17 protein-coding genes are annotated in these 19,613 nt (G+C 54.4%); 7 read left to right on the top strand and 10 right to left on the bottom strand.

What is annotated here, in order from left to right; translation table 11 throughout:
• Positions 1-19 precede the first annotated feature (19 nt).
• The 7 genes from AB1I49_RS08825 to AB1I49_RS08795 all read right to left on the bottom strand — a co-directional run bounded on the left by AB1I49_RS08825 (position 20) and on the right by AB1I49_RS08795 (position 7,241).
• On the bottom strand, positions 20-1,513 hold the full coding sequence (locus tag AB1I49_RS08825; RefSeq protein ID WP_407720755.1) for a helix-turn-helix domain-containing protein: 1,494 nt from the start codon (positions 1,511-1,513) through the stop codon (positions 20-22).
• Between the two features lie 10 nt (positions 1,514-1,523).
• Entirely contained in the window at positions 1,524-1,706 is a 183-nt protein-coding gene (locus AB1I49_RS08820; protein ID WP_316609281.1) for a hypothetical protein, read from the bottom strand.
• Between the two features lie 147 nt (positions 1,707-1,853).
• Positions 1,854-2,564: a glycosyltransferase family 2 protein gene (locus AB1I49_RS08815; RefSeq protein ID WP_316609279.1), complete on the bottom strand. Its 711-nt coding sequence runs from the start codon at positions 2,562-2,564 to the stop codon at positions 1,854-1,856.
• Between the two features lie 12 nt (positions 2,565-2,576).
• On the bottom strand, positions 2,577-3,497 hold the full coding sequence (locus AB1I49_RS08810) for a DNA-methyltransferase (protein ID WP_316609278.1): 921 nt from the start codon (positions 3,495-3,497) through the stop codon (positions 2,577-2,579).
• Between the two features lie 87 nt (positions 3,498-3,584).
• Positions 3,585-4,016 (bottom strand): potassium channel family protein, encoded by a 432-nt coding sequence (locus AB1I49_RS08805; RefSeq protein ID WP_316609277.1) that lies wholly within the window; start codon positions 4,014-4,016, stop codon positions 3,585-3,587.
• The gene (locus AB1I49_RS08800; protein WP_407720754.1) at positions 4,016-5,554 is read right to left on the bottom strand and encodes a sodium:solute symporter family protein; all 1,539 of its coding nucleotides are present in this window, start codon (positions 5,552-5,554) and stop codon (positions 4,016-4,018) included. The genes AB1I49_RS08805 and AB1I49_RS08800 overlap by 1 nt, the downstream gene beginning before the upstream one ends.
• Before the next feature lie 43 nt (positions 5,555-5,597).
• On the bottom strand, positions 5,598-7,241 hold the full coding sequence (locus tag AB1I49_RS08795; RefSeq protein ID WP_316609327.1) for a class I adenylate-forming enzyme family protein: 1,644 nt from the start codon (positions 7,239-7,241) through the stop codon (positions 5,598-5,600).
• A gap of 457 nt (positions 7,242-7,698) precedes the next feature.
• Here AB1I49_RS08795 and AB1I49_RS08790 point away from each other — a divergent pair, with 457 nt between their 5' ends.
• Complete coding sequence (locus tag AB1I49_RS08790) at positions 7,699-9,372, top strand: Na+/H+ antiporter NhaC family protein (RefSeq protein ID WP_316609542.1); 1,674 nt, start codon at positions 7,699-7,701, stop codon at positions 9,370-9,372.
• Positions 9,373-9,571: 199 nt separating this feature from the next.
• Positions 9,572-10,420 (top strand): patatin-like phospholipase family protein, encoded by an 849-nt coding sequence (locus AB1I49_RS08785; protein WP_186834329.1) that lies wholly within the window; start codon positions 9,572-9,574, stop codon positions 10,418-10,420.
• A 47-nt stretch (positions 10,421-10,467) separates the two neighbouring features.
• Here the strand turns inward: AB1I49_RS08785 and AB1I49_RS08780 are convergent, their stop codons facing one another.
• Positions 10,468-11,370, bottom strand: coding sequence for an alpha/beta fold hydrolase (locus AB1I49_RS08780; protein WP_407720753.1), 903 nt, complete (start codon positions 11,368-11,370; stop codon positions 10,468-10,470).
• Complete coding sequence (gene glpK, locus AB1I49_RS08775; RefSeq protein WP_186834327.1) at positions 11,363-12,853, bottom strand: glycerol kinase GlpK; 1,491 nt, start codon at positions 12,851-12,853, stop codon at positions 11,363-11,365. The genes AB1I49_RS08780 and glpK overlap by 8 nt, the downstream gene beginning before the upstream one ends.
• Positions 12,854-12,978: 125 nt before the next feature.
• Between glpK and AB1I49_RS08770 the strand changes: the two genes are divergently transcribed.
• The gene (locus tag AB1I49_RS08770; RefSeq protein ID WP_407720752.1) at positions 12,979-14,985 is read left to right on the top strand and encodes a CotH kinase family protein; all 2,007 of its coding nucleotides are present in this window, start codon (positions 12,979-12,981) and stop codon (positions 14,983-14,985) included.
• Between the two features lie 69 nt (positions 14,986-15,054).
• Here AB1I49_RS08770 and AB1I49_RS08765 read toward each other — a convergent pair whose 3' ends face one another.
• Positions 15,055-16,845 (bottom strand): flavin reductase, encoded by a 1,791-nt coding sequence (locus AB1I49_RS08765; protein ID WP_186834325.1) that lies wholly within the window; start codon positions 16,843-16,845, stop codon positions 15,055-15,057.
• Positions 16,846-17,146: 301 nt separating this feature from the next.
• On the opposite strand from AB1I49_RS08765, the gene AB1I49_RS08760 reads away from it, so the two are divergent.
• The 4 genes from AB1I49_RS08760 to AB1I49_RS08745 all read left to right on the top strand — a co-directional run bounded on the left by AB1I49_RS08760 (position 17,147) and on the right by AB1I49_RS08745 (position 19,612).
• The gene (locus AB1I49_RS08760) at positions 17,147-17,704 is read left to right on the top strand and encodes a DUF6935 domain-containing protein (protein ID WP_186834324.1); all 558 of its coding nucleotides are present in this window, start codon (positions 17,147-17,149) and stop codon (positions 17,702-17,704) included.
• A 143-nt stretch (positions 17,705-17,847) separates the two neighbouring features.
• Positions 17,848-18,387: a glutathione peroxidase gene (locus tag AB1I49_RS08755; RefSeq protein ID WP_186834323.1), complete on the top strand. Its 540-nt coding sequence runs from the start codon at positions 17,848-17,850 to the stop codon at positions 18,385-18,387.
• 14 nt (positions 18,388-18,401) lie between these two features.
• Entirely contained in the window at positions 18,402-18,707 is a 306-nt protein-coding gene (gene trxA / locus AB1I49_RS08750; protein WP_186834322.1) for a thioredoxin, read from the top strand.
• Positions 18,707-19,612 (top strand): NAD(P)/FAD-dependent oxidoreductase, encoded by a 906-nt coding sequence (locus tag AB1I49_RS08745; protein ID WP_407720751.1) that lies wholly within the window; start codon positions 18,707-18,709, stop codon positions 19,610-19,612. Before trxA ends, AB1I49_RS08745 begins: the two co-directional genes overlap by 1 nt.
• Position 19,613: the final 1 nt, after the last annotated feature.

The following is a 19,613-nucleotide window of genomic DNA, read 5'->3' as shown; positions in this document are numbered from 1 at the left end:
GCTTTCGCCCTCCGTTTTTTTAATATGGCAGCTGTAATTCCCAGTCCTTAAGCAATTCTCTGAGCTGCGCTTCCTTCTCAATCGGCACTTCGAAATAGATCACCGTGTATTCGTTGAGCGAAACATAGGCGATTCTGTCGCCTGTCGTTTCGGTGTAGAAGGTGTTGAACGAGAAATCCTGCGAGGTGTAGCGCGTTGTCCGCCGCGGAGTTGAGCAGATCTTGTTTTTAAGATCGCCGAATGTCTCGAGCGCCGAGAACAGACCTTTTTCCTGAGTAAACTCGTCAAACTCCATGAGTATGATGCTGAAGGCGTTGTTTTCGGGGTGCGCTGTCAGGCACGAGGTGATGTAAAGCTCCTCTCTGCCCTTTATTGTGTTATCAACCGTCATTCCGTGAGCCTCCATGTAATCTGTGAAGCTCTCCGAGGTGATACGTTCGTTTTGAAGGTCGTACAGCACGTTCGCGTTGTTTATAATGAAAGAGAATACCGCGCAGACGATAATCGCCGTACCTCCCGCAATGATCAGCCGCAGCGCCTTGACGTGCCTTATCACGAGCACGATTCCCGCGGCAGCCACAGCCGCTGCCCACAGAATCGGCAGCAGGAAGAGAAAGACTCTCAGCGGCTGGTTTTCGGTGATAAAGGTGTTGAGCCAGCCGAAGATGATAGGCGACGCCGGCAGTGTGAAAAACGCTGACACAAAGAGGAAGTCCCTCGCGATACGCAGGATAACGAGCCTTTTGCCGCCTGTCTGATGAGTTTTGCACAGCCTGCGGTCGCGGTAGTGGGGTGTGGATTTGAGCAGCTTTGAAAGCTCCTCGACGCTTTCGACTTCTCTCTTGTCAACGCACAGCCGCGACTTGTTCTGCATTTTAAGGATAAAATACGCGTCGGTCTCGGTGATCGAGCGGATATTCGCGTAGAACAGGCTCAGCGGCTCGGCATTTTCCTCCTCGATCTCGAGGTGGTCATAGAAGAACCTCAGCGAGCAGGGGTGATTTGTGCCGAAGCCCGCTGCTTTTTTCGTGAGGATAATTCCGATGACCATAAGCGTTATTCCCACCAAAAGACAGAGCAGAGCCGCTATGCCGTAGCGGTAAATAAAATCCCATGTCGAGTGCTCGAGAGCGTAGCGAGTGTTATATATATTGTATTTGAAGAACAGCATCATGCCGCAGAGAAAGCCCAAAAGCAGCGCGACCGAAATCAGAACCGTTGCCGCAGGATTCCTGACAGAGCGCATTGCAGCACGGATATCTTTTTTCTTTGTAAGAATATTAACCGAGGATATCGGCTGCGGAATGCTCTCCGTTTCGGGCTTGCCGAGCAGAGCGTCCACCGTGGTGCCGAAAATATCGCTGAGCTTGAGGAGCAGATCGACCGAGGGCATAGTCCTGTCGTTTTCCCACTGGCTTACACTCTGACGTGTCACGAATAGCTGATTTGCGAGCGCCTCCTGAGAGAGGCCCTTATCTTTTCTGTGTTGTTGAAGATTTTGTCCGAAGTTCATGTCTGACGCCTCATTTCAAAAGACCGTCTTTGTCGTAGTATTCCTTGTCGACGAATTCGTCCTGATCGTCAAGGTTGTATTCGCTGTTTTTGAAGAGTCCCGAGCCGAACCTGAACTGCTCGTTGCGGTTCCTCACGAACGCGACGCCGATGATTACGATAATGATGATTAACGGAATAAGAAGCCATCCCATAGGCTCACCTCCCTTAGTTGTTGGCACCAGTATAATATTATTCTTCAAAAAAGTAAAGAAAGTATCTCTTTACATAGATTTTATGCGGGTTTTTGAGGTGTGTAAAGTCTCGGCTGCACCCAAAAAACAACGGAGGTAAACGCGCGCTTACCTCCGCTTTTTCTTTCTTCTGCCCGCGTTTTTGAAGATGACCTTATACAGCCGCCTCGAGTCGTAGACCGTGCGGAAGTGCGAGGTGCCGTTGTCGCCGATGTAAACCGCCTCGATCGGAACCTCCTTTATCGGGATCCCCTCTCTGTCAACGTCGATCAGCATCTGCATCTCATATTCATAACGGCTGCCCTCGATTTTGGTCAGCACGGGGATCAGGTCGTGTGTAAAGCCGCGCAGTCCGCTCTGCGTGTCATAGATCCTCACGGGCGTGAGTGTGTTCAGAAAAACACGAGTGATGAGGTTTCCGCTCTTGCTGCGAAACGGCGCATCGTGTTTAAGTCTGCGGCTTCCTATTATAAGCGTCGACGGACATCTTTTCGCGGCGCTTGAAACCCTCAGCGCGTCCGAGGTAAGGTGCTGACCGTCCGCGTCGACGGTGACCACGGTGTAGGGCGGCGTGCAGTTCTTGTAAATCCAGCGAAGTCCTGTTTTCAGCGCGATACCCTTGCCCCTGTTTTCCTCGTGGGCGATAACCTCGTCGGCGCCGTTCGACTTGTCAAAGAGATAGTCGAATTCAGGGTCGCTGCCGTCGTTTACAATAATTACGGTGAAGCCGCTGTTCTTTAAGCCCCTGACAACGCCCGTGATTTTTTGATCGGGGTTGTACGCGGGAATCAGCGCGATTTTTGAGTTGTTTTTCAGCATAGCTATCCTCCGTTAACGGATTTTTGCGTTTCTTTCCCAGAAAACGCCGTCCTCAAAGCCTTGGATTGACTTGTTTGTTTCCGCGTCGCATAGGCGTTTTTCCGCCCACACGCAGTACTGCGGATTTTGCTCGATGCCCGAGTAGTGCCGTCCGAGCTTTTTGGCTGTCACCGAGGTTGAGCCTGAGCCGAGGAACGGGTCGAATACGGTATCGCCCTCGTTTGATGAGGCGAGAATCAGCTTTGCGAGCAGCTTTTCGGGCTTCTGAGTCGGGTGAGCGGTGTTCTCGGGCATCGACCAGTACGGAACCGAGATATCGTCCCAGAAGTTAGAAGCGCCCGTGTTGCGGAAGTTGCCCTCGGCGGTTTCCTCCCAGTCCTTTGGCTTGCCTGCCACCCTGTACGGCGCAATGACCCTGCGGCGGATTTTTACCGCGTCGGGGTTGAAGGTGTAGTCCTTTGATTTCGTAACGAACCAGATGTCCTCCATGCTGTTTTTCCAGTTGCGCATGGCTCCTCTGCCTTTTTCGCGCTGCCAGGTAATCCGGTTCTGAATGTGAAAGCGCTTAGCGAGCGCCTGACCTATGACGATGCTCGATTTCCAGTCGCAGCAGACGTACATGCTGCCGTTGTCCTTCAGAATCGGCTCGAGCAGGCTCAGCCACCTCTCGGTGTACTCAAGGTAGCTGTCGGCGGTCGTCTCGCGGAAGGTGCTGCCGTGAAAGTCCTTTGTGAGATTGTACGGCGGGTCGGCGATTATCAGGTCGGCAAAGCTCTTGGGCAGCAGCGGCAAAACCTCAAAGGTATCGCCGAGTATAGTCCTGTCCAGTATTTCATCAGCCGCTGCCTTTTCGCGGACGGTCACGCAGCGCCCGAGGTACTCTCTGCCCTCGTCAACGCTGATATCGATAGTCTTGTTTCTTGCGGATTTCATAGCGCCCTCCTGTATGAAAATATTCTATCACAAACCACGCCCGATTTCAACAAAAAACGCCGACGGATTTGACCGCCGGCGCCTTTATCATTTTTTATGCCTTTTTTTGAATTCCCTGACGCGCTCCGAGATTTCCTTAAGCTCCTGTTTGTTCAGCTCAGGTAGGTTCTCGAGCTTCTCGAGGAAGGTCGAAACCGTATCTCTCTCACGGGTTTTGAGGTACTCGGTGTAGTACGCGACGACTACGCCCGGCACCATAGCTACGGTGAGGATACCGCAGATGGTGACAAAAATCACAACGAGCCTTCCTATCACTGTGACGGCGGTGATATCGCCGAAGCCGATCGTGGTCGACGCCACGAAGCAGAACCAGAAGCCGTCCCAGAGGGACTGAACCTGCGGCTCAAAAATCCACGTCAGCACCGCGCCTATGCAGAGCACGATAAGGTATGCGAAGAAGATTTTCATCGTTCCCGTATGGTTCAGCAGGTGAATCATACGCTTCAAAGGCTTTTTCATCAGTCGAGCGACCTCTTCTGAGCGGCGGGAACGCGCTTCTCGTAGCAGGCGAACGCGTCGTCAACGAGCTGCTTGTCGGGCTTGGGTGAAATGAAGCTGACGAGCGGAACAATTATAAGACCCGCGATCATAGTGAACGCGCCGCAGTTGATGGGCGACTGGAGAATAACGGGGAAGAAGGAGCGGAAGAAGAGGTTGAGCACCATAACGCCCGCGCCGAAAATAAAGCTGACCCAACAGGCGAGCTTTGTGGTTTTTTTCCAGTACAGACCGTAGAGGAAGGGAGCGAGGAACGCGCCTGCGAGAGCACCCCACGAAACGCCCATGAGCTGAGCGATGAACTTCACGCTCTCGTTCTTGCTCTGGGTCTGGTAGATAGCGATGAACGCCGAAATCGCGATGAATACCACAATGAAGATACGGATAAGCACGACCTGCTTTTTGTCGCTCATCTTCTTGATGATGTTGCCCTTGAGCAGGTCGATTGTCAGAGTTGAGCTCGACGCGATAACGAGCGAGCTGAGAGTTGACATCGAAGCCGAGAGCACGAGGATTACGACGACCGCGATAAGGATATCGGGCAGGGTAGAGAGCATTGTGGGAATGATAGCGTCGTAGCCGTTTGCCGCAACGTCAACGTCAAAGAGTCTGCCGAAGCCGCCGAGGAAGTAGCAGCCGCCCGCGACGATGATAGCGAAGCCCGTCGAGATAACGGTACCCTTGCGGATATCCTTCTCGTGCTTGATGGCGTAGAACTTCTGAACCATCTGAGGCAGACCCCAGGTGCCGAGAGAGGTGAGGATAACAACGCCGAGCAGGTTGAGCGGGTCGGGGCCGAAGAAGGAGTTGAACGCGCCGGGCATATCGCTGACGGTCTCGTCAGTGACCTGCGAAAGACCCTTGAGAGCCTCAAGGAAGCCGCCCTGCTGGCTGAGAACGGCGGCGATTACCGCGACGATACCGATGAGCATGATGATACCCTGGATAAAGTCGTTGATAGCGGTAGCCATGTAACCGCCCGCGATAACGTAGATGCCCGTGAGCACCGACATCGCGATGATGCACCAGATGTAGGGAATTCCGAACGCCATCTCGAACAGTCTTGAAAGGCCGTTGTAGAGAGAAGCGGTGTAGGGAATGAGGAAGATGAATACGATGATCGACGCGCCGATCTTGAGTCCCTTGCTGTTAAAGCGCTTGCCGAAGAATTCGGGCATAGTCGCGGAGTTGAGGTGCTGGGTCATAATGCGCGTGCGGCGGCCAAGGATCGCCCATGCGAGGAACGAGCCGATAAGGGCGTTGCCGATACCGATCCAGGTGGACGCGATACCGTACTTCCAGCCGAACTGTCCCGCGTAGCCGATGAAGATTACCGCGGAGAAATACGATGTGCCGTAGGCGAAAGCCGTCAGCCACGGGCCGACGCTTCGTCCGCCGAGCACAAAGCCGTTTACGTCAGTTGCGTGCTTGCGGCAGTAGATGCCGACTCCGACCATTACGCCGAAGAACAGAACCAACATTACAATTTTCAATACCATTTAAGATACCCCCATTTTAAGCGGTTTGGATTTTGCGTTCCGCTTATTTGATATTTATCTCATTCTGCTGGGCGACAACGCTTTCGCCGCAGTAGATTTTTCTGAGCACGGGTTTTTCGATTTTGCCGGTGGGATTGCGCGGAACCTTCGCGAAGATCACCCTGCGCGGTCTTTTGTAGCGCGGCAAATCAAGACAGAAGTTGTTGACCTCCTCCTCGGAGAGCGAGAAGCCTTCCTTGACCTCGATGATCGCGGCTGCGATCTCGCCGAGACGCTGGTCGGGCAGTCCGATGACCGCGACGTCCTTTATGCTGCCGTTGGAACGGAGGAAGTCCTCGATCTGGACGGGATAGATGTTCTCGCCGCCCGTGATGATAACGTCCTTCTTTCTGTCCACGAGGTAGATAAAGCCGTCCTCGTCGCGCTCAGCCATGTCGCCGGTGTAGAGCCAGCCCTCGTCGTCGAGAACCTCGTCGGTGGACTTAGCGTCCTTGTAGTAGCACTTCATAACGCCGGGGCCTTTGACCGCGAGCTCGCCTACGCCGTCGGTGACCTCATTGCGGTTCTCGTCGACGATCTTTACCTGCCAGCCGTAGCCGGGGATGCCGATAGCGCCGACCTTGTTAATGTTTTCCATGCCGAGGTGAACGCAGCCGGGGCCTATGCTCTCGCTGAGACCGTAGTTGGTGTCGTATGCGTGGTGCGGAAATACTGCCTTCCAGCGCTTGATAAGAGTGGGCGGAACGGGCTGAGCGCCGATGTGCATAAGTCTCCACTGGCTGAGCTCGTAGCCGTCGATGTCGACTCTGCCGCTTTCGATGGCGTCGAGAATGTCCTGAGCCCACGGAACGAGCAGCCAGACGATAGTGCATCTCTCCTCGCTGACGGTGCGGATTATCCACTCAGGAGAAACGCCTCTGAGCAGAACAGCCTTGCCGCCCGAGATAAGGCTGCCGAACCAGTGCATCTTCGCGCCCGTGTGGTAGAGGGGAGGAATGCAGAGGAAAACGTCGTCCTTTTTCTGGTGGTGGTGAGCCTGCTCGACCTTAGCGGAGTGAACGAGCGCGGCGTGAGCGTGCAGGATAGCCTTCGGGAAGCCTGTAGTGCCCGACGAGAAGTAGATAGCTCCGTCGTCCTCGTCGGTGATATAAACGCTGGGAGCCTGTGACGAGCAGTAATTGAGCAGCTTGTCGTAGCTGTCTGCAAAGCTCGGGCACTCGTCGCCGACGTAGAAGCAGTCCTTGAGTCTGGGGATCCTGTCGCGGATCTCCTCGACTCTGCCGATGAATTCGGGGCCGAAAACGAGGATATCCGAGTCGGATTTTTCGAGGCAGTACTTGATCTCCTCGGCGGTGTAGCGGAAGTTGAGCGGAACCGCGACAGCGCCCGCCTTGAGAATGCCGAAGTAGATCGGCAGCCAGTCAAGGCAGTTCATCAGGAGAATAGCGACCTTGTCGCCCTTCTTGATACCTCTGGTGAGCAGGAGATTCGCAAAGCGGTTCGCCTGCTTCTCAAACTCGCCCCATGTCAGCTGCTTGCGGAAGGCTCCGCCTCTTGCGGTCTCGATCAGCGAGTACTCGCGCCATGTCACATGCGGAATGTTCTTGATCTCGGGGTTGATCTCCACAAGCGCGACGTCGTTTTTGAAATAGGTTGCGTTTCTTGTCAGAAACTCTGTGATTGGCATAATCATGCTCCTTTAAGTTTGATAGGACGGCAGCCCGTTTTTTTTTTTTGCGATTTAAATGGCTAAAGCAGACTGCCCGAAAAAATACCCCGAAACCAATACGATATCGGGGTCGCGATTACCTATCTACTATCTCACTTTTTATTCGTTTTGTCAAGAGGTATAGCACAGTTTTGTGCAGAATATATGGAGCGCCTATGATTTTATTGTGCAATACAACTAAGCTGAATCTTCCTTTGCGGACAGAAAACCGCTTTTGAGATTGCGAAATGGTGCGGTATTGCGTTTTTCACTGTTCAGACTGTCCAATTTGACACTCGGGTTGTTGTACGTATTTCCTAAAAATCTATTCGGATTAAAATAATTATTGCACTTAACGCTTTAATATGATAAAATACTAATGTTCATTTGCCGAAAATTGTCGTTTCGGCGAAAATAATTTCATAGGAGAATTAAAATGAAAAAGAATCTGGTAAAGAACCTGATATTCATAGGCGCAGTCATCGCCTATATCGTGTTCTGCTTTACCCAAGCGCCGATTACGCAGGCGGTCACCGTCACCGGAACCGGTGAAGAAGCCGTAGCGGTCGGCTCATGGTGGTCGCTGCTGCCGCCGATCATCGCGATCGGTCTCGCGCTGGTCACCAAGGAGGTTTACTCCTCACTCTTCATCGGTATCATCTCGGGCGCTGTGCTCCACGCTGTTTCGATGGGCACGGGCTTCGTCGGCATGATGACCACGGTCGTAAACGACGGTCTTATCGCCAACATCGCCGACAGCTACAACGTCGGTATCCTTGTTTTCCTCGTAGTTCTCGGCGCGATAGTCGTGCTCATGAACCGCGCGGGCGGCAGCCGTGCCTACGGCGAATGGGCTGCAAAGCACATTCACACACGCGTCGGCGCGAGCATCGCAACCTTCCTGCTCGGCGTTCTGATTTTTGTCGACGACTATTTCAACTGTCTGACAGTCGGCTCGGTAATGCGCCCTGTCACCGACAAGCACAAGATCTCGCGTTCAAAGCTCGCCTATATCATCGACGCGACCGCAGCTCCCGTATGCATCATAGCTCCGATCTCCTCATGGGCGGCGGCTGTCAGCGGCACAGTTGACGGCGTAAACGGAATCCAGCTCTTCATCAGCACGATTCCCTACAACCTCTACGCGATCCTCACTCTCATCATGGTGATCTTCGTTTCCGTATCAAACGTAGACTACGGCCCCATGCGCACCCACGAGATCAACGCTATCAACGGCGACCTCTTCACCACACGCAACAGCGTATATGACAAGGACGACGAGCCTACCCACACAAAGGGCAAGGTCATCGACCTCATTCTTCCGGTACTTCTGCTCATCGGCTTCTGCGTTGTCGGAATGCTCTACACAGGCGGTCTCTTTGAGGGCGCGAGCATCATCGACGCATTCGCTAACTGCGACGCTTCCGTAGGTCTGTCGCTCGGCTCGATCGGCGCTCTTATCGTGATCATGGTTTATTACATGGTTCGCCGCGTGCTCAAGTTCACAGAGTGCATGAGCTCCATCGTAGCGGGCTTCAAGCAGATGGTTCCCGCTATCCTGATCCTCGTATTCGCATGGACACTCAAGACAATGACCAACCAGCTCGGCGCCGCTGAGTTCGTAAGAGGCATTGTTGAGAGCGCTACCGCGATCCAGATCCTGCTTCCGCTGCTGCTCTTCGTCGTCGCGCTCGGACTTTCCTTCGCGACAGGCACCTCGTGGGGCACCTTCGGTATCCTCATTCCGATCGTCACCGGCGTGTTCCAGTCACAGCTCGCCAACGTCACCGACGGAACTATCCCCTCAATGGTTATCGTCTGTATCTCCGCTTGTCTTGCGGGCGCGGTTTGCGGCGACCACTGCTCACCGATTTCCGATACCACTATCATGGCTTCAACTGGTGCACAGTGCGACCACGTTAACCACGTATCGACCCAGCTGCCCTACGCTCTCACCGTTGCGGGCGTTGCGGCTGTCGGCTATCTGCTCGCGGGCTTCGTCCAGAACGTATTCGTAGTTCTCGGCGTTTCCGCAGCTCTCATGGTAGCTGTCCTCATCGGCATCAAGCTCATCGTCGGCAAGGACGACAAAAAGACCGCAAAGAAATAATTAAATAACAATAATGCCGCCTTCGGAGAGATTCGAGGGCGGTTTTTGTTATAATAAGACGATTGACCCCGCCGTTGATGATTGCCCTGATAAAGCTCAACCCGGTCAAAGGCGGGAGAATGCGCCCACCGGCGCGGTTTTGTTGTTTACAAAAATTCTATTTTGTGGTACCATATATGTCGGAAGGATGTGTGTCTTTATGAAAACAGGCTTGGTTCTCGAGGGCGGCGCGATGCGCGGACTGTTCAGCGCGGGCGTCACCGACGTTATGATGGAGAACGGAATCAGCTTTAACTGCCTCGTCGGCGTTTCGGCAGGCGCGGCGTTCGGCTGTAACTATAAATCGGGTCAGAACGGCAGGGCTGTCCGCTACAATACCCGCTTCGCAAAGGACAAACGCTATTGCAGCACCCGGTCGCTTATCCGCACGGGCGACCTTTTCGGCGCGGAATTCTGTTACCACACAGTACCGAACAAGCTCGATGTTTTTGACAGAGAAGCGTTTAATAATTCTTCTATGGAATTTTACGTTGTCTGCACCGACTGCGTCACCGGCCTGCCCGTTTACAAGCGCCTCGACCTTGCTGACGACACCTGCTTTGAGTGGATACGCGCCTCTGCGTCCATGCCGCTCGTGTCAAAGCCCGTTGAGCTTGAGGGAAAGAAACTGCTCGACGGAGGAATGTCAGACTCAATACCGCTCAGGTTTATGATACGCGGCGGCTTTGAGAAGAACGTAGTTATCCTCACTCAGCCGCGCGATTTCGAGAAGCAGCCCGCGTCGCTTATGCCGCTGATGAAGCTTTCTCTGCGAAAGTACCCTAACCTGCTCGCGGCGATGAAGAACCGCCACGAAAACTACAACCGCAGCCGCAGGCTCGTGTTCGCCGAAGAAAAGGCAGGCAGGGCGTTTGTGATCTGTCCCGACGAGCCGCTGCCGATCGGAAGAATCGAGCACGACCCCGACAAAATGCGTAACGCCTACAACATCGGCAGGGCGATAGGCGAGAGAAGGCTCAGCGAGTTAAAGGAATTTTTGAATACATAAAGCAAAACGGAAGGGCAGAACCCTTCCGTTATTTCTTTTATAGAATATTATCTCTCGGCAAACACCAGAATATCCCTGATGACCTCGTCGCGGCAGGTGTCGTTAAGAACCTCGTGGCGGCAGTTCGGGTAGAGCTTCATCTGTGCGTTTTTGCCGTACCTCAGGAGCTTCTTACAGACCTCCTGAACGCCCTTGCCGTAGTTGCCGACGGGATCCTCGCTGCCCGAGAGCAGGAAGATCGGCACATTAAGCTCCTCGCGGCAGAACCACGCCTTGCGGTTGCAGATCTGCAGCATCTGCAGCAGGTCGTTCATAGAGTCTACGCAGAAATGGAAGGCGCAGTAGCGGTCGGCGTGATACAGGTCGCGCGTTTCCTTGATACTGCTCAGCCAAGCGTGAGCGTCCTCCTCGTCGAAGTGGTTGTTGTAGGTGCCGAACATCATTTTTTCGATAGTCTTTGAGATGTACCGCTTGCCCTTGGTCGCAATAAGTCGGTCAAGCAGCGAGGTACCGAAGTACGACGCGTGGTTCGGACCGGCGGTACCCATGATGATCAGCTTGTCCCAGAGCTTGTTTGTGAAGGTGCAGCGCGCGATGAACGAGCCCATGCTGTGACCCATGAGAATGCAGGGCAGGTCGTCGCCGTAGTCGTTTTTCATCTCGGCGGTGAAGCGGCGCACGTCCGCGAGCAGGTAGCGGTAGCCGCCCATGTAGCCGAGCTCGCTGCTGTCGGCGGCGGTTTTGCCGTGGCCGAGATTGTCGTAGCCGTAGCAGATCCAGCCGTTCTCAGCCATGACGCGCATAAAGCCGTCGTATCTGCCTATGTGTTCAATCATGCCGTGAACGACGTGGAAAAGTCCCTTGACCTCGCCCTCGGGCAGATATATTCTCGCGTACAGCTCGTGCTTTTCGTCAGAGGACGGAAAGCGTTTTTCAATTACATCAATCATTTGTTACCCCCGTACACGCTCTAACGGCGCTGTGCCAGCCGCCGAGCAGTTTTTCTCGTTCGTTTTTGTCCATTGCGGGCTTGAAAACGCTCTCAGCCGAGGCGTTTTTCATGATTTCCTCACGGCTCTCCCAGAACCCGACGGCAAGTCCCGCGAGGAACGCGGCTCCTGCCGCTGTGGCTTCCTTCTGGCTCGGGCGGATAACCTGAGTGTCGGAGATATCCGACTGGAACTGCATCAGGAAGCTGTTCGCCGAAGCTCCGCCGTCCGCGCGCAGACAGGTGATTTTCCTGCCTGTGTCGCTGCCCATAGCGGCGATAACGTCGTCGGTCTGGTATGCGATCGACTCAAGCGCCGCGCGGATAATGTGCTCGCGGGTGCTGCCCATCGTCAGCCCCGTGATGATACCTCTCGCTCTCATGTTCCAGTGCGGAGCGCCGAGACCCGAGAACGCGGGCACGACGTACACTCCGTTGCTGCTCCTGACTTTTTGGGCAAAGTAATCCGTGTCCTTCGAGTCCGAGATTATCCTCAGACCGTCGCGCAGCCACTGAACGACGGCGCCGCCGGTGAAAACGCTGCCCTCGAGCGCGTATTCGACCGCTCTGTCCTTCTCGGTGGCGGCAATCGTGGTGAGCAGTCCGTGGCGGCTCTGCACAGGCTCGTGACCCGTGTTTGCGAGGAGGAAGCAGCCCGTGCCGTAGGTGACCTTAATGTCGCCCGCGTCAAAGCAGCCCTGACCGAAGAGCGCCGCCTGCTGGTCGCCCGCGATGCCGCAGATAGGCACCTTCGCGCCCATGATCTCGGTTTCGCCGTAGATCTCGCTGCTGCTTTTGACCTCGGGCAGCATACTCATGGGTATGCCGAGCAGTCTGCAGAGTTTAGTATCCCACGAAAGCGTGTGAATATTATACAGCATTGTGCGCGAGGCGTTGGTGCGGTCGGTAACGTGAACCCTTCCGCCCGTCAGCTTCCACACGAGCCATGTGTCGACTGTGCCGAAAAGCAGCTCGCCGTTCTCAGCCTTTTCGCGCGCGCCCGGTACGTTGTCGAGTATCCATTTAATCTTTGTGCCGCTGAAATACGCGTCCGCTTTCAGACCCGTCGTCTGCTGGATATAATCGCTGTATCCGTCCTCAACGAGCCTGTCGCAGATATCTGCGGTGCGGCGGCACTGCCAGACGATCGCATTGCAGACGGGCTTGCCCGTGCTCTTTTCCCAGACAACGGCGGTTTCGCGCTGGTTAGTGATGCCGACCCCCGCGATCTCATCGGGTGAAATGCCGCTTTTGGCGACGCATTCGGTCATCGAGGCGTACTGGTTGGCGTATATATCCATCGGGTTCTGCTCGACCCAGCCCGCGTGAGGGAAGATCTGCGGCAGCTCGTGCTGCGACACGCTGACGACGTTCTGGTTCCTGTCAAACAGTATGCTTCTCGCGCTGGTAGTACCCTCGTCGAGAGCCAAAATGTACTTTTTCATAAGCGCACCTGCCCGTAGTTATTTCTCTTTTCATTCTATCATAACGCGGATTGTTTTTCAACGGTTTTTCATGTTGATAAATGCTGATTTTTGTGATATAATCATAATGCAAAGGGGGAATGAAAATGAAAAAAATAATGGCGTTATTACTGACAGCGATCCTGACGCTCGGCGCGTTTTCGGCGGTACCTGTTTCGGCTGCCGACAGCGGCAAGCCCACGGGCTTTACGACGGACGCGGCTCTGTATGTCCACGCGGTTCTCGGTTCTGACGACGGCGAGGCGTGGCAGCGATGGCAGTGCGTCCACGACGAGGATTTTAACGAGATAAGCTCCGACGAGAAGTATTTCTTCCTGCCCTCGTCGGCGAACGGTGACATGATAGACGTTTTCAACGGTTTTGACGGCAGCGTAACGGTCAACGGAGTTGACATCGCTTCTCAGACCACAGCCGAGGTACCCTACAGCATGGACGAAAGCTATTCCGTCAGCGCTGACGGAAAGGATTATACCCTGCGCGTGATGAAGTCGGGCGCTGAGGCGGCGATTTATATAAACAACAGCGACGCCGACGGCGAAGGCACCGACCTGATGAGCTATCTTAACTCAGACAAGAGCCTTTCCGCGAAGGCGACGGGCGCGATCGTCACTCCCAACGGCAAGGTCGACAACACCCCGATCAAGAAGATAAAGGGCAGAGGCAATACCTCGTGGGACAAGCCGAAGAAGGGTTACAACATCACCTACGACAAGAAGGTCAGCATCGCGGGCATGGAGAAGAACAAGAAATACTCCATTCTTGCGAACTATCAGGACGATTCACTCGCTCGCAACCGCATTCTATATGATCTTTCCGACGCGGTCGGACTGCCTTACGCATCCGATTCACGGTTTGTGGATTTCTATGTCAACGGCTTCTACCGGGGCAGCTACCAGATGTGCGAGAAGGTCGAGCCGGGCAGCCTTGTACCCGAGGTCGACGACGAGGGCTACCTCAACGAGGACGGCACCTTGAAGGACAACTTCGCGTTTATCGCGGAGGTCGACGCGAGCGCGGGCGACGGCGACTACTATATCAGCACAAAGGGACTCAAGGTAACGATCAAATCTCCCGAAATTGAGGAGGGTCAGCCGTATTACGAGGAGGTAAAGGCGTATGTCAAGAGCAAGTTCGACAAGTTCTACAACGCGACCTCTTCAAAGCTGATGATGCTCTCTGATTACGCTGATGTTGATTCCGTGACGAAGCTGTATCTCATCAACGAGCTCGGCAAGAACTGGGACAGCGGCGTTTCGAGCACCTTCTTTACCTACAAGCCAGACGAAAACGGCAAGTATAAGTTTTACGGCTCGCCCGTGTGGGATTACGACAACTCCCTCGGCAACGCGACAGGCGTTACTCGCGACCTTAAGAATTTCGGCGTTACCGATTACGAGGAGCCGACGGGTTGGTGGTGCCGCTACAAGGGCACTCCGAAGGGCACAAAGACTCCATCCAACATCATGGCGAGGATCTCGCTGAACACCGAGGTTCAGGAGGCGGCGCCGAGGATCTGGTTCGAGAGCTTCATGCCGGCGCTATATCACTTCTACGGCTTGTTTCCGAGCGCGAAGATCGACGGCGAGCTGTACACGCGCAACGGCTACTTCAACCTGCTCAGCAGCAGCGCCGAGATGAACTACAGGAGCGGCTGGCTGCTCAGAACAAGCGGCTGGGTCGCCGACCACACGACGCTCGATTATCTCGGTTTCACCATTGACGATAAGGGCGTTGAGCTGATGAAGATGCCCAAGACCTACAACCAGAACAGCTATTACGATATGTATAATTACGCTTCCGACTGGTGCTACAGCCGCGCGGCATGGCTGTCGTCGCAGTTCTACGGCGATTACGACTTTGAGTTCGTAAAGATGGGCGACGCGGACGGCAGCGGCGAGGTTGACGTCAACGACGCGACAACGATTCAGAAAATCGCCGCCGAGATGGAAACTCCCGACACCCGCACGCTTTTTGCGTCCGACGTGAACGGCGACGGCGTTGTGAGTGTGACCGACGCCACAGCCATTCAGAAGTACTCCGCAGACATCTTTGAGGGAGCGGGCGTTACAGGCAAAACCTTCTGGGTTTGGTAGTAGTATTGAAAAATGAACGAAAAAAGACCGGCGCGTTTTACCGCGTCGGTCTTGGCATTTAAATGGATTTTATTCGATAGGCTCGAAGTCGGCAACGCCGTGCTTGCAGAGCGGGCAGATGTAATCCTCGGGAAGCTCCTCACCCTCGTAGATGTATCCGCAAACCTTGCATACCCAGCCCTTTTTGCCCTCGGTCTGGGGCTTGGGCTTGACGTTGTTCTGGTAGTAGGTGTAGGTCATGGTCTCCTTGTCGGAGGTGACTCTCGCCTCGGTGACGATGCAGATGAACATACCGTGGGTGTCGAGGTCGATGTAGTCCTCAACCTTGAGCGACATGAAGGAGTTGATATATTTGGGCAGGAATACGAGGCCGTTGTCGGAACGGAGAGGCTCGCAGTCCTTGAACTTGTCGACGTTTCTGCCGCTCTGGAAGCCGAAGGTCTCGAATACCTTGAACGGAGCCTCAACGGACAGGCAGTTGACGTTCATAATGCCCGTGTTCTTGATAACGTGGTGGGAGTAATTCTGCTTGTTGATGCAGACCGCGATGCGGTTCGGCGAGTTGGTGACCTGGGTGACGGTGTTGACGATAAGACCGTTGTCCTTCTTGCCGTCGTTGGAGGTAACTACATACAGGCCGTAGCCGATGTTGAAGAGCGCGGTGAGGTCGTTCTTGTCGGCGGTCTCGTCGTGCTGGGCGAGGTAATCCTTGCAGAGCTCGTTCGCGAGGTTCTCGAGCTGTTCCTTGCTCTGGTCGTTGAGCGCGGACATAATGCGGACGGTGGTGTCGGTGAACTCGAGGTTCTTGCAGCCCTCGAGCATCTTCTTCATCGTCTTTGCCGCGAGAGGAGCCCACGAGCCGTTCTCGATAAGACCGATAGTCTTGTTCTGGAAGTTGCGCTCGGTGAGGTGGTTGATGAATTCGCGCATGAAGGGGAAGATCTCGGCGTTGTAGGTGGTGGTCGCGAGAACGATCCTGCCGTAGCGGAACGCGTCCTCAACGCACTCAGCCATATCCTCGCGCGCGAGGTCGTTTACAACTACCTTCGGGCAGCCCTTGACTCTGAGCTTTTCGGCGAGCAGCTCTACTGCCTTCTTTGTGTTGCCGTAAACGGAGGTGTAGGCGATCATAATGCCCTCGCTCTCAACAGAGTAGCTTGACCATGTGTTGTAGAGGTCGAGGTAGTAGCCGAGGTTCTCGGTGAGAATGGGACCGTGAAGCGGACAGATGATATGAATGTCGAGCTTAGAGGCCTTCCTGAGCAGGTTCTGAACCTGAGCGCCGTACTTGCCGACGATGCCGATGTAGTAGCGTCTTGCCTCGCAAGCCCAGTCCTCATCAACGTCGAGCGCGCCGAACTTGCCGAAGCCGTCCGCCGAGAAGAGAACCTTATCCTTGCTGTCGTAGGTCACGATGACCTCGGGCCAGTGAACCATCGGAGCGGTGACGAAGGTCAGGGTATGCTCGCCGAGCTCGAGGGTATCGCCCTCGCCGACGACGATTCTTCTCTCCTCAAACTGGGTGCCGAAGAAGTTCTGCATCATGTTGAACGCCTTTGCCGATGATACGATAGTCGCGTCGGGGTAGTTCTTCATGAAGTTGAAGATATTCGCGGAGTGGTCGGGCTCCATGTGCTGAACAACGAGGTAGTCGGGCTTTCGGTCGCCGAGAGCGTCCTCGAGGTTGTTGAGCCACTCGTGGGTAAAGTTGCGGTCAACGGTGTCCATGACGGCGATTTTGCTGTCAAGGATCACGTAGGAGTTGTACGCCATGCCGTTGGGAACGTCGTACTGACCCTCAAACAAATCGATTTTGTGGTCGTTAACGCCCACATAGCGGATGTCTTTGGTGATTTCCATAAGATTTTCCTCACTTTCGTTTTTATTGATGATTATATATTTCTTAAATTGTAACATAAATTCCGGCGGTTTACAAGGTGCTTTTGTATTTTTTATTAGCAAATCTGCGCCCTTTTGAAAATCTCTGCGCGATTTCCGCCCGTTTGGGTGCTGCTTCGTCAAATTCCTTCTGTGCGATTTGTGCATAATGACAGCTTTTCGGAATGCGCGAAATTATCCGGCTTTAACGATAAAGCTGTTGATTTTCACAGAGTTTAGTTGTACAATAGTATCAGTAAGAATGAGAAGGAGGAATTGACAGATGGGACTTTTTGACAGCGTGAACAAATCCGCGCCGAAGCCGTCGGGATATTCTTCGGACAGCAACCGTACAGAGGAGATCGTTTTTGAAAAGCTTCCCGAGAGCTTTGAGGATTTTTTGTCATTACCGCAGGCGCGCCTTGCGACTCCGTTTGACACTGCGGCGCTTACTGTGCTCGCGTTCTGCTACTACCCCGATAACCCCGATTTGTCACTTTCGATGATAGAATATCTTCGCGGGCCGAGACCGCTCAGCGGCTACGACAAGAGCTTCATAATGGATCGCTTCCGCGACGGCGACTATGTGCCGCGCTCGTACTTTGAGGGCGCGACTCCGCAGAACGATTATCTGCCGCAGGAGCCGTACCGCGTGCGCGTCAGCGAGAACCCTTACTCCTATCAGAATGAGAACTACGCTACGCTCCATATACGTTCGGGCGGCGCGGACAGTCCGCGTCAGGTGCAGCTCAGGCTTGCAAAGGACGGCAGGTGGTATCTCTGGGAGCAGTTCATTTTAGTCGGAATAAGACCGCCCGAGAGCTCTGACCCGTGGGCGTAAATATAAGATATGTATACGCGGAGAGGTTTGGCGGTTTCGTCAGGCCTCTTGTTATAATCCGCGAAAAAATTTGCATAATACTATTGACAAATGGAATTAGATTTGATACAATCTAATTGAACACAATCAAAGGAGATGAGCAAATGGGATTTTATGATTATAAGCTGAAGAAACGCCGCGGCGGCGAGCTTGACCTCGCACAGTGGCGCGGCAGGGTGGTGCTCGTTGTAAACACCGCCACGGGCTGCGGTTTCACACCGCAGTACGAGGGACTTGAGGCGCTGTATGAGAAGTACCACGACAAGGGCTTTGAGGTGCTCGACATACCCTGCAACCAGTTCGCGAATCAGGCTTCGGGTACAGATGAGGAGATACACGAGTTCTGCACAGCGCGGTTCAAGACTCAGTTTGACCAGATGGCAAAGAGCGAAGTAAACGGCGAAAACGAGCTCGGGCTTTACACGTTCCTCAAGGCTCAGGCTCCCTCGGAGGAGGTCAAGGGCGTGAAAAACAAGCTCACGATGAAGGCGATAGCCAAGATGAGCACGAGCGCCAAGGCTGACTCCGACATCAAGTGGAACTTTACGAAGTTTCTTGTAGACCGTGAGGGCAATGTGGTAAAGCGCTACAGCCCGACCTGTCCGCCGAAGGACATCGACGCGGATATAGCAAAGCTGATTTGAAAGGAAGGATAAATATGGCAGTATTGGAAGTTACAGGCGCGAGCTTTGAGAAGGAAGTATTACAGTCCGACAGACCCGTGTTGGCGGATTTCTACGCTGACTGGTGCGGTCCCTGCAAAATGCTCAGACCGATTCTTGAGGAGATCTCAGACGACAGACAGGACGTAAAGGTCGTATCGATCAATATTGACGAGGAGGACGAGCTCGCCGAGCAGTTCGACGTGAGCGCGATTCCCTGCGTAGTGCTGATAAAGGACGGCATGGAGGTCGACAGAAGCGTCGGCTTAAAGCCCCGCGAGGCGCTTGAGGAGCTTTTGTAATGTATGATATAATCATAATCGGCGCGGGGCCCGCCGGCATGACAGCCGCGATTTACGCGCGCCGCGCCGCCAAGACCGTGCTCGTGCTCGAGGCTCTGAGCTACGGCGGTCAGATTATCAACACCCCCGACATCGAGAATTACCCAGCGGCGGCTCACTTTTCGGGCTTCGACTTTGCAACGGGCGTTTACAATCAGGCAAAAGAGCTCGGTGCGGAGTTCAAGTTTGAGAAGGCTCTCGGAATCGTTGACAGGGGAGAGGACAAGCTGGTCCGAACCAAGAAGAACGAATACACCGCGAAGGCTGTGATCATCGCGACGGGCAGCGAGAACCGTAAGCTCGGCGTTGAGAACGAGGACCGGCTCGTCGGCAGGGGTATCTCGTACTGCGCGACCTGCGACGGCGCGTTTTACCGCAAAAAGACAGTCGCGGTAGTGGGCGGCGGCAACACCGCCCTTGAGGACGCGCTATATCTATCTGACGTCGCGGAAAAGGTATATCTGATTCACCGCCGCGATTCCTTCAGGGGCGAGGAAGCCTCGGTTTCGCTGCTCAGAGAGCGCGATAACGTCGAGTTCGTGCTCAACAGCACCGTAAAGGAGCTGCATTTTGAAAAGAAGCTCAGCGCTGTGACGGTTGAGGATAAGTCGGGAGCCGAGAGAAAAATCGAGGTCGACGGACTCTTCGTCGCGGTCGGCAGGACTCCCGAGAACCGGGACTTCGCGTCCGTCATCGAGCTTGACGGCTCAGGCTACGCGGTCGCAGGCGAGGATTGCCGCACAAAGACGGACGGTATCTTCGTCGCGGGCGACAACAGGACTAAGGAAGTGCGCCAGCTTGTCACCGCAGCCGCCGACGGAGCGGTCGCGGCAACAGCGGCGGTAAGCTATATCAATACAAAATAAC

The organism is Ruminococcus sp. NATIVEDY160 (assembly GCF_045819885.1).
Lineage (GTDB): Bacteria > Bacillota > Clostridia > Oscillospirales > Acutalibacteraceae > Ruminococcoides.
This window is presented reverse-complemented; position numbering and strand designations above follow the sequence as displayed.